Origin of the sequence: Brachyspira pilosicoli (assembly GCF_019402445.1) — a bacterium.
Lineage (GTDB): Bacteria > Spirochaetota > Brachyspiria > Brachyspirales > Brachyspiraceae > Brachyspira > Brachyspira pilosicoli_B.
In genome coordinates, this window is record NZ_SRZM01000327.1 from 1 (window position 1) to 8,124 (window position 8,124).

8 protein-coding genes are annotated in these 8,124 nt (G+C 27.6%); 6 read left to right on the plus strand and 2 right to left on the minus strand.

Annotation, left to right across the window (positions count from 1 at the left end; genetic code table 11):
• From E6A48_RS10160 to E6A48_RS10185, 6 genes are all read left to right on the plus strand, one after another.
• On the plus strand, positions 1–765 hold a 765-nt coding region (locus E6A48_RS10160; RefSeq protein ID WP_219710092.1), incomplete at its 5' end, for a sugar phosphate isomerase family.
• Positions 766–774: 9 nt separating this feature from the next.
• Positions 775–2,739, plus strand: a complete 1,965-nt coding sequence (gene nagA / locus E6A48_RS10165; protein ID WP_219710093.1) for an N-acetylglucosamine-6-phosphate deacetylase — start codon at positions 775–777, stop codon at positions 2,737–2,739.
• A gap of 14 nt (positions 2,740–2,753) precedes the next feature.
• Entirely contained in the window at positions 2,754–3,194 is a 441-nt protein-coding gene (locus E6A48_RS10170) for a PaaI family thioesterase (protein WP_219710094.1), read from the plus strand.
• On the plus strand, positions 3,194–3,982 hold the full coding sequence (proC, locus tag E6A48_RS10175; RefSeq protein ID WP_219710095.1) for a pyrroline-5-carboxylate reductase: 789 nt from the start codon (positions 3,194–3,196) through the stop codon (positions 3,980–3,982). The genes E6A48_RS10170 and proC overlap by 1 nt, the downstream gene beginning before the upstream one ends.
• 118 nt (positions 3,983–4,100) lie before the next feature.
• The gene (locus E6A48_RS10180) at positions 4,101–4,463 is read left to right on the plus strand and encodes a response regulator (protein ID WP_013243056.1); all 363 of its coding nucleotides are present in this window, start codon (positions 4,101–4,103) and stop codon (positions 4,461–4,463) included.
• Positions 4,463–5,461 (plus strand): galactose-1-phosphate uridylyltransferase, encoded by a 999-nt coding sequence (locus E6A48_RS10185; protein WP_219710096.1) that lies wholly within the window; start codon positions 4,463–4,465, stop codon positions 5,459–5,461. The genes E6A48_RS10180 and E6A48_RS10185 overlap by 1 nt, the downstream gene beginning before the upstream one ends.
• Positions 5,462–5,483: 22 nt before the next feature.
• Here E6A48_RS10185 and E6A48_RS10190 read toward each other — a convergent pair whose 3' ends face one another.
• Both E6A48_RS10190 and E6A48_RS10195 read right to left on the minus strand, forming a co-directional pair.
• Complete coding sequence (locus E6A48_RS10190) at positions 5,484–6,338, minus strand: 50S ribosomal protein L11 methyltransferase (RefSeq protein ID WP_219710097.1); 855 nt, start codon at positions 6,336–6,338, stop codon at positions 5,484–5,486.
• A gap of 5 nt (positions 6,339–6,343) precedes the next feature.
• Positions 6,344–8,124, minus strand: a 1,781-nt coding sequence (locus tag E6A48_RS10195) for a DUF4954 family protein (protein WP_219710098.1), incomplete at its 5' end; no start/stop codon positions are given.

The window sequence follows — 8,124 nt, forward strand, 5'->3', positions numbered from 1 at the left end:
AATATATATATAGCAGATTCCTATAAGGATTATACATATTTTACAGCAAATCATATTTTGCATTTTTTAGAAAAGAAACAAAAAACAAAAGAAAAACTCTATATTTCTGTTTCTAGCGAAAATGATACTAAAGATATTTATAAAGCAATAATAGAAAATGTAAAAAATTATAATATTAATTTTAAAAACATATTTATTTTTCAGCAATCAGAATATGTTGGATTATCTCAAGATGATAAAAACAGTAAAGCATATTTTTTAAAAGAAAACTTACTTTCTAAATTAAATATTCCTAAAAAAAATCAATTTTTATTTGATGGAAGTAAAGATGAAAGTCAAATGGAAAAACAATTAAAAACAATAGAAAAAATAGGAAGGTTTGATGTTATATGGTATTCGCTTACACCAGATTCTACTTCAGCAGGAAATGAAAGAATGTCATCACTATCATCATTGTTTAGATTAAAAACATTAAGTGAACATTCTATAAAAGCTATTGAGACTAAATTTGAAAAAGAAGTACCAACTATGGTATTTAGTATGGGAATGGGGATTATAGATATAGTTGATACAATTTTACTTACATCATCTGGAATAGAAAATTCTTGCTCTCTTAGAGATTGCTTAGAATGTGGTATAAGTAATTCTTCACCCCTAAGCAAATTACAAAAACATGGTGATGTTACTGTAATAGCGGATTATGAATCATCTTTGAGATTATCTAGTCAAACTGTATCGATGAAAATAAAACAAAAATTATTTTAAGGAGAATATATGAGAATAATTATAACTAATGAAAGCGTTTATGAATGGGCAGCATATTATACTGTAAAATGTATATTAGATTATTCTGATAGAAAAAAGCCTTTTGTATTATCTTTTCCTTTAAGGCATGTAAATAAAGCTTATTATGAAAAATTATTATCTTTTTATAATGACAATATAGTATCGTTTAAAAATATACATATAGTTTCTTCTGGTGAATATATAGATTCTGACATATCACAAAAATATTTAGAAGAAAATTTTCTTAAATATATCGATATACCTAAAGAAAATGTACATCTATTTAATAGTAAAGTTACAGATAGAAAAAAAGAAGCAAAGAGAATGTCAAATCTAATTAAAAAACTTGGAAATATAACATTGCTAATAGATAATTTAGCAGAAGATGGAAGTTTTTTACTTAATACACCAAGCTCATCATTAGAAGGAAGCGTGAGGGATAAAAAAATAAGTGAGATAATTAGAAGCTATGAGGCAAGAAAATTTAATATGCCTGTAGAGATGTTTCCAAGGGAAGGATTTACTCTGGGCTTTGAAGAGGCTTTTAATGCAAGATATATACTTGTTATGGCCAATGGTTATGATGTATCTGATGCTTTGGCTCATTGTGTTGAGGGAGCAATAAGTCAGTTCTACCCTACTTCTGTTTTACAGGAACACAAAAAGCTTATAATTGTAGCAGATGAAGAGTCAAGCAGCGATTTAAAAGTAAAAACTTATAAATATGCTAAGAGTTTAGAGAGTAAAAGTCTACACCCTAAAGAACTTATTAAAGGGCTTTATAAATCTTATTATGCTCTTACAAACATTAGAATATTTGATGGAGAAAAGTTTATAGACGGGCATTGTATAGTAATAGAAAATAATATTATTAAGAGTGTAGAGAAAGAAATAGACGTTGATGCTGTAATTACAAGAATAGATTTAGGAGGAAAAATAGTAGCTCCTGGATATATAGATTTGCAAGTTAATGGTATAGGAGGATATGATATTAATGCTAGCCCTACAGTAGATACATTAAAAAATATGAATGAAGTTTGTCAGAGATATGGATGCACTTCTTATTTGCCTACAGTAATTACAAATGGTGATGAGTATATGTTAAAGATTATAGATTTATTTAATAGCATAGAAGATTTATCAGTTATTGGAGTGCTTGGCATACATTTTGAAGGTCCTTATATATCTCATGAAAAAAGAGGTATTCATAATGAGAAGTTTATAAGAGAAGCTGATATGAATATGATAAAGAAAATTAATGCTTCAAAATGTGTTATGGTAACAGTTGCTCCAGAGATGGTGGACGGTAAAGTAATAGAAGCATTTGCTAAGGCTGGAAAAGTAGTATCTGTAGGGCACACTAATGGTACTTATAATGAAATAAAAGAAAAAATACCTTATGGAATAACTTTTGCAACTCATTTATTTAATGCTATGCGTCCTTGGGGTTCTAGAGAGCCTGGTGCTGTTGGAGCTGTGCTTGAAACTAAGGATATGTATGCTGGTTTAATATGTGATGGAGTGCATTGTGATTTTGCTTCTGTGGAGCTTGCTTACAAATTAAAGACAGGGCATATTTGTATTGTAACTGATGCCATAGCTCCTGCTGCTGCTCCAGAAATAAAAGAATATATTTGGGCTGGTAAAAAGATACATAGAGATGGAAACAGGCTTATAGATGATAATGGTACTTTGGGAGGGGCTTCTATTACTATGAGTCAGTCTGTAAGAAATGTTGTTAATCAGGTTGGAGCTACAGTTGAAGAGGCTTTAAAGATGGCTTCACTTTATCCTGCTAAGGTTATGGGAATAGATGATAAATATGGAAGAATAAAAGAGGGATATATTGCTGATTTAGTTATATTAGATGAAAAGTTAGTTGTAAAAGGCGTTGTGTTTAAAGGTAATTATAAAAAATATGATTATGATTATGAATGGGAAAGTAATGCATAAAGGAAAAATACTACATGCAAGAAAATGTATACAAAAGGCTCTCTGATATATTTTATAAACAGGATTTTTTAAATTTTATAGATTGCAAATTAGAAGAGGCAGATGTTGGAAGAGTTGTAATATCTTTGGAAAATAAAAAAGAGTTCTCTCAAGCTTTAGGGTTTATGCATGGTGGAATGGTTGCTACTATGCTTGATACTGCTTCTGGTTTTGCTGCTTTTAGTGTTCTTAAAGAAGAAAATCATGTTGTAACATCTGATTTAAAAATTAATTATCTTCGTCCTGTTGTATGTAAAAAAGTAAGATGTGTTGGAGAAGTTTTGAAGGCAGGAAAAAGTTTAATAGTTGTTGAGGCTAATGTTTTAGATGAAGAGAATAAAATACTAGCTAAAATGCTTGGCACTATGATGGTAGTTCCAAATAGTTATAAAAATGATAATAAAGGAGATAGATAATGATAGGATTTATTGGTGCTGGTGCTATGGGGTTAGCTTTAATAGAAGGTTTTATTAAGGCTGGCATAAATAAAAATACTATAATAGCAAGTGTAAAGACAAAAGAAAAAAAAGAAAAGATAGAAAAAAATATTGAAATAAAAACATTTAATGATAATAAAAAAATAGCAGAAGAAGCAGATATTTTATTTATAGCAGTGAAGCCTTATATGGTTAAAGATATTGCTAAAGAGATAGAAAATAGTATAAAAAAAGATGCCACAATAGTGAGTGTTGCTGCTTCTGTTTCTGTTGCTGAATTAAAGCAGTTATTCAATACAGAAAATATTATTAGAATAATGCCTAATACTCCTGTAAAAACTTGTAATGGATTTATATCTGTTGTAGAGTCTAAAAACAAAGTAGTTGAAGAGGCTATAGTTGAGCTTTTAAGTAAAGTTGCGATGGTTAAAGTAATACCAGAAGATAAAATACATGCTTATAATGCTATGGCTGGTTGTTCGCCTGCTTTTATGTATATATTAATAGAGGCTATGAGTGATGCTGGAGTGTTAATGGGGATTGATAGAAAAAGTGCTATAGAGATTGCAAGTCAAGTATTTAAAGGTGCTGGTTCTATGGTTTTGGAATCTAAAAAACATCCTGCTGAATTAAAAGATAATGTTTGTACGCCTGCTGGTATTACTATAAAGGGTGTTGAAGTATTGGAAGAAAAATCTATAAGGAGTGGTATGATAGAAGCTTTGGTGGCAACTTATCAAAAATCTATAGATAGCGAAAAGAAATAGTTGAAAAATACTATTGACACTTTTTATGAAATATTGTTATATTTATTGTGTAAAAATCTATTTGACTTTTTTTATTGTATAATTATAATATAAATTAAGATTATTAAGGAGCATTTATATGCCTAAGAAAACTATATTAGTTCTTGATGATGAAAAAAGCATTAGAACACTTTTCGAAGAAGAGTTTAAAGATGAGGGATATAATGTAGTATCCACAGACAGCGGAGAAGAAGCCCTAGAAATGATTAATAAAGATAATCCACATATAGATTTGATAACATTAGATATAAAAATGCCTAAAATGGACGGATTAGACTTTCTTGGAAAGGTTCGTGAAAATCATAGAGAATTGCCTATTATAATATGTACTGCCTATAATAATTATAGACATGAGTTTCAAGTATGGAATGCTGATGGATATATATTAAAATCTGGTAATCTTACAGAAATTAAAGATAAGATTAAAAGGCTAATAGGTTAATGCCTCATATAAGAAAAGACCCAGTTACTAAACAATCTGTCATTATAGCTTCCGAAAGAATGGGAAGACCAAGTGATTATATTAATATTGAAGAGAAGCATACTATATTAACTTCTGATAATACTTGCCCATTTTGTAAAGGAAATGAGGATAAAACTCCTGAACATTCTACTATAATATTTGATGATAATAAAAATTGGATTGTAAGAATTGTACCAAATAAATATCCAATAATAGCACAAAGTAATCCTAATGAATTACCAAATAGAAATGATTTTTTTGAAGCAGATATATGTAAAGGTTTTCATGATGTTATTATAGAAAATCCTAATCATAGTTTTAATTATTATAATGCTAAAGAAAAAGATTTATTTTTTATATTTGAAGCTATAATAATGAGATTTTTAGAATTATCAAAAGAAAAAGATATGCTATATAGCTTACTTTTTAAAAACTTTGGAAGGGAGGCTGGAGCTAGCTTAGTACATTCACATGCCCAGATGATGACAACGCCATTTGTACCTATTCAAATAATGGAAGAGATATATGGCTCTTTAGAATATTATAATGAAAATAAAAAATGTGTTTATTGTAGTATGATAGAAGAAGAGAAAAAAATTAATGAAAGAGTGATATGTGAAAACAATGACTTTATAGCTATATCTCCTTTTGCTTCAAAATCTCCATACCAAATTTATATATTACCCAAAAAACATTCAGATAGCATAGTATATTCTGAAGATTGTATATCTCAATTTGCAAATATTGTTAAAGATATATTTAATAGAATTAATAAGGTACTTGGAGAAATTAGTTTTAATTATGTGCTTCATACACTTACACCAGCATTAGAAAAAAAATATTCCCATTCAAGCCACTGGTTTTTAGATATAATGCCTAAAATGAGTAAACTTGCTGGATATGAACTTGGAAGCGGTGTTTTTATAAACTCAATTACACCAGAAGATGCCACCAACGATTTAAAAAATGCTCTATAAAATTTATATATCTTATAAAAAATTATCTTAAAAGAATAGATACCCAATCATTTTTTTGATTTCTATTTAATATAGTTAGATTATTTTGTTTTATAGCTTCATTCATAAAACTTTCTTTTTCTGCTAATATTCCAGATAATATTAAATGTGCATTTTCTTTTAATATTTTTTTCAAATTAGGTAATATCTCTATTAGTATATCTGTTTCAATATTTGCTATTACTAAATCATATTGAAAATTACTTAAACTATCAGCACTTCCTAAAAAAACATTATTTAATTTTATATTATTATATTTGGCATTATCTAAAGTACAATTAACAGCATCATTGTCAATATCTACAGAGGTAATATTTCTAGCACCTAATTTGTAACAAAATAAAGAAAGTATACCACTACCGCATCCAATATCAGCTATGGTTTTAGAAGAAATATTATTGTTTTGGGAGTATTCATTAATCATATTTAAAGCTAAGAATGTTGTTTCATGAGTACCTGTACCAAATGCGTATTGCTTAGCTATATATAGTCCATCTTCATTATTATTCTCATCTTTTAAATTTGGTATTATACTTATTTCTCCAACTTTAAAAGGTTTTAAAAATGCCATATATGATGTTAAATATTCATCTGAGTTTAGCTCTTTTATTTCATAATTATATTCTGTTATACCATCAATATTTTGTTTTATTATATTTAAATTGTCTTCTAGTTTTTCTTGGTTTTCATTATATATATTAACTATAGCAATGTTATTATTGTTTATAGGAAACTCTATATTGTAACCTAATATATCTAGTTCGCCGCTTTCTATAGTAGCTTCTATTATGTCCTCAAAACCTATAGTTATATTTATTGAAAGTGAATATATTCTCATATCTATTAATTTCCTAGCTTTTTTATTAATTTATTTATATCTTCTATTTTTGTTTCCACATCATTTTTATATTTTACAACAAAAGCATTATCTTTAGCAGTTCCTCTTATAGCTTTAAAATCTTCTTCCATGATATTTTTATCATCTATTCCGCAGCTAATCATCTTTGCTAAATCATATTCTTTTTTTACATCTCTATAAAATATTTCATATGAAGTAGTAAGAAGTGATAAATGTTCTTTAAGCATCTTTAATATAACATCTATATTAATAGTGTTTAGATTATATCTTTTTTTAATCATATTTATAACCCAAGATTTTTCATCTATACTATAATCATTATATAGTTTTTCAAAAGATTGTACTAAATTTTGAACATTATTAATGTTATTATTCTCTATATTTAATATAACATCATCTAGTTTCTCTTTTGCACATATAAGTCCTCCAACATCAACCCAAGTTTCATAAAATTTATTTGCATCATTAAAAATATCATTTAAGTTTTCAGATTCTTTTATATATTCAAGAAGTTTATTGTGCAAATATAAATCTATTGCAATAGAATATCTATTTGAATATTTATTTAATGATGATGTTTTTATAATCATATTTTTGTATCTTATATATTCTATTCCATCATTAACAATTTCTTTTTTTATATTATTTAATATTTCTTCTGCTTTAATCATTTTTGAAACAGTATAAGGACTAAAAACATCGAATATAATTAAATCTTTTTTATCCCCTACTCTTCTATCTCTATCTCTCCATTTATTTTCATCTCTAGAAAGTCCAACACCAAATAAATTTAAAGCGGGAATAAGCCTAGTTTGATGATATCCATGTTCTGTGATATACGAAAAAGGAAAATCAGAAGTATCAACATTATCATAATGAGAACCTATTACTGTAGAAAAAGCACCAATATGAGAAGGCCATAGTATGTATGAATTACTTCCTGTTTTGCATCCTCTCTCCATAAAACCATGATGATAAGGTCCTAGTTTGTACATATGGTTGCTTTGATTAGTTCCGCTACCTGCATTAAAAAAAGAGAAATGGCTTGCTATTAAAAGAGTTGCTTTATGGTGCGTAACTGTATAAGGACCAGCAAATATAGAAAACATTTCACCATGCTCTCCTTCACAGTTTGCAAATAGCAAAGAGTCTTCACAAGAAAATTGTCTTCCTAGTTTAACCCCCTCTCCAATAAATGCCTTTTTTATAACAGTACCATCAACTATGTGTGCCCCTTTTAATACAATAGAATCTTTTAATATTACAGATGTGCCTATATATGATGGGCATTCTTTTGTACTTATTACTGTGGTGTTGTTTATTTCATCTGTATTTTCTACTTTGGCATAAGGGTCTATGAGAGAATTTTTTATTATTCTTGCATTAATTATTTGAGCATGTTTTTTTATTTTTCCAAATTTCTTAGTTTTACTTTTAGAATAATCTTCTATTATTTTATTTATATTATCACGCATTAATTTTTTATGTCTATACATTGCAACTATGTATGCTATATGTGAGTTTAGTCTATAAAATATTTTAACGCTTCTTCCGTCACCTTCCATAATAGGAGAAGTTTCTACTCCATTTCCAAAACTACTCTCCCCTTCCATATATATAGCTCCAGCATTTTCTATTATAACTCCATTTTGTATTTTATAATTTGCAATAAAGCGTCCTATATTATTTATATAAACATTACCATTTATAAATACATCTATTAAAGTAGCTCTGTTTATTGAAGCTAGTACTTTTAATTTATTAT

Bases quoted from the DNA above. Each gene is read 5' to 3' on its own strand.
- E6A48_RS10190 (WP_219710097.1), bottom strand. From the start codon at position 6,338: ATGAGAATATATTCACTTTCAATAAATATAACTATAGGTTTTGAGGAC.
- proC (WP_219710095.1), top strand. From the start codon at position 3,194: ATGATAGGATTTATTGGTGCTGGTGCTATGGGGTTAGCTTTAATAGAA.
- E6A48_RS10180 (WP_013243056.1), top strand. From the start codon at position 4,101: ATGCCTAAGAAAACTATATTAGTTCTTGATGATGAAAAAAGCATTAGA.
- nagA (WP_219710093.1), top strand. From the start codon at position 775: ATGAGAATAATTATAACTAATGAAAGCGTTTATGAATGGGCAGCATAT.
- E6A48_RS10170 (WP_219710094.1), top strand. From the start codon at position 2,754: ATGCAAGAAAATGTATACAAAAGGCTCTCTGATATATTTTATAAACAG.
- E6A48_RS10185 (WP_219710096.1), top strand. From the start codon at position 4,463: ATGCCTCATATAAGAAAAGACCCAGTTACTAAACAATCTGTCATTATA.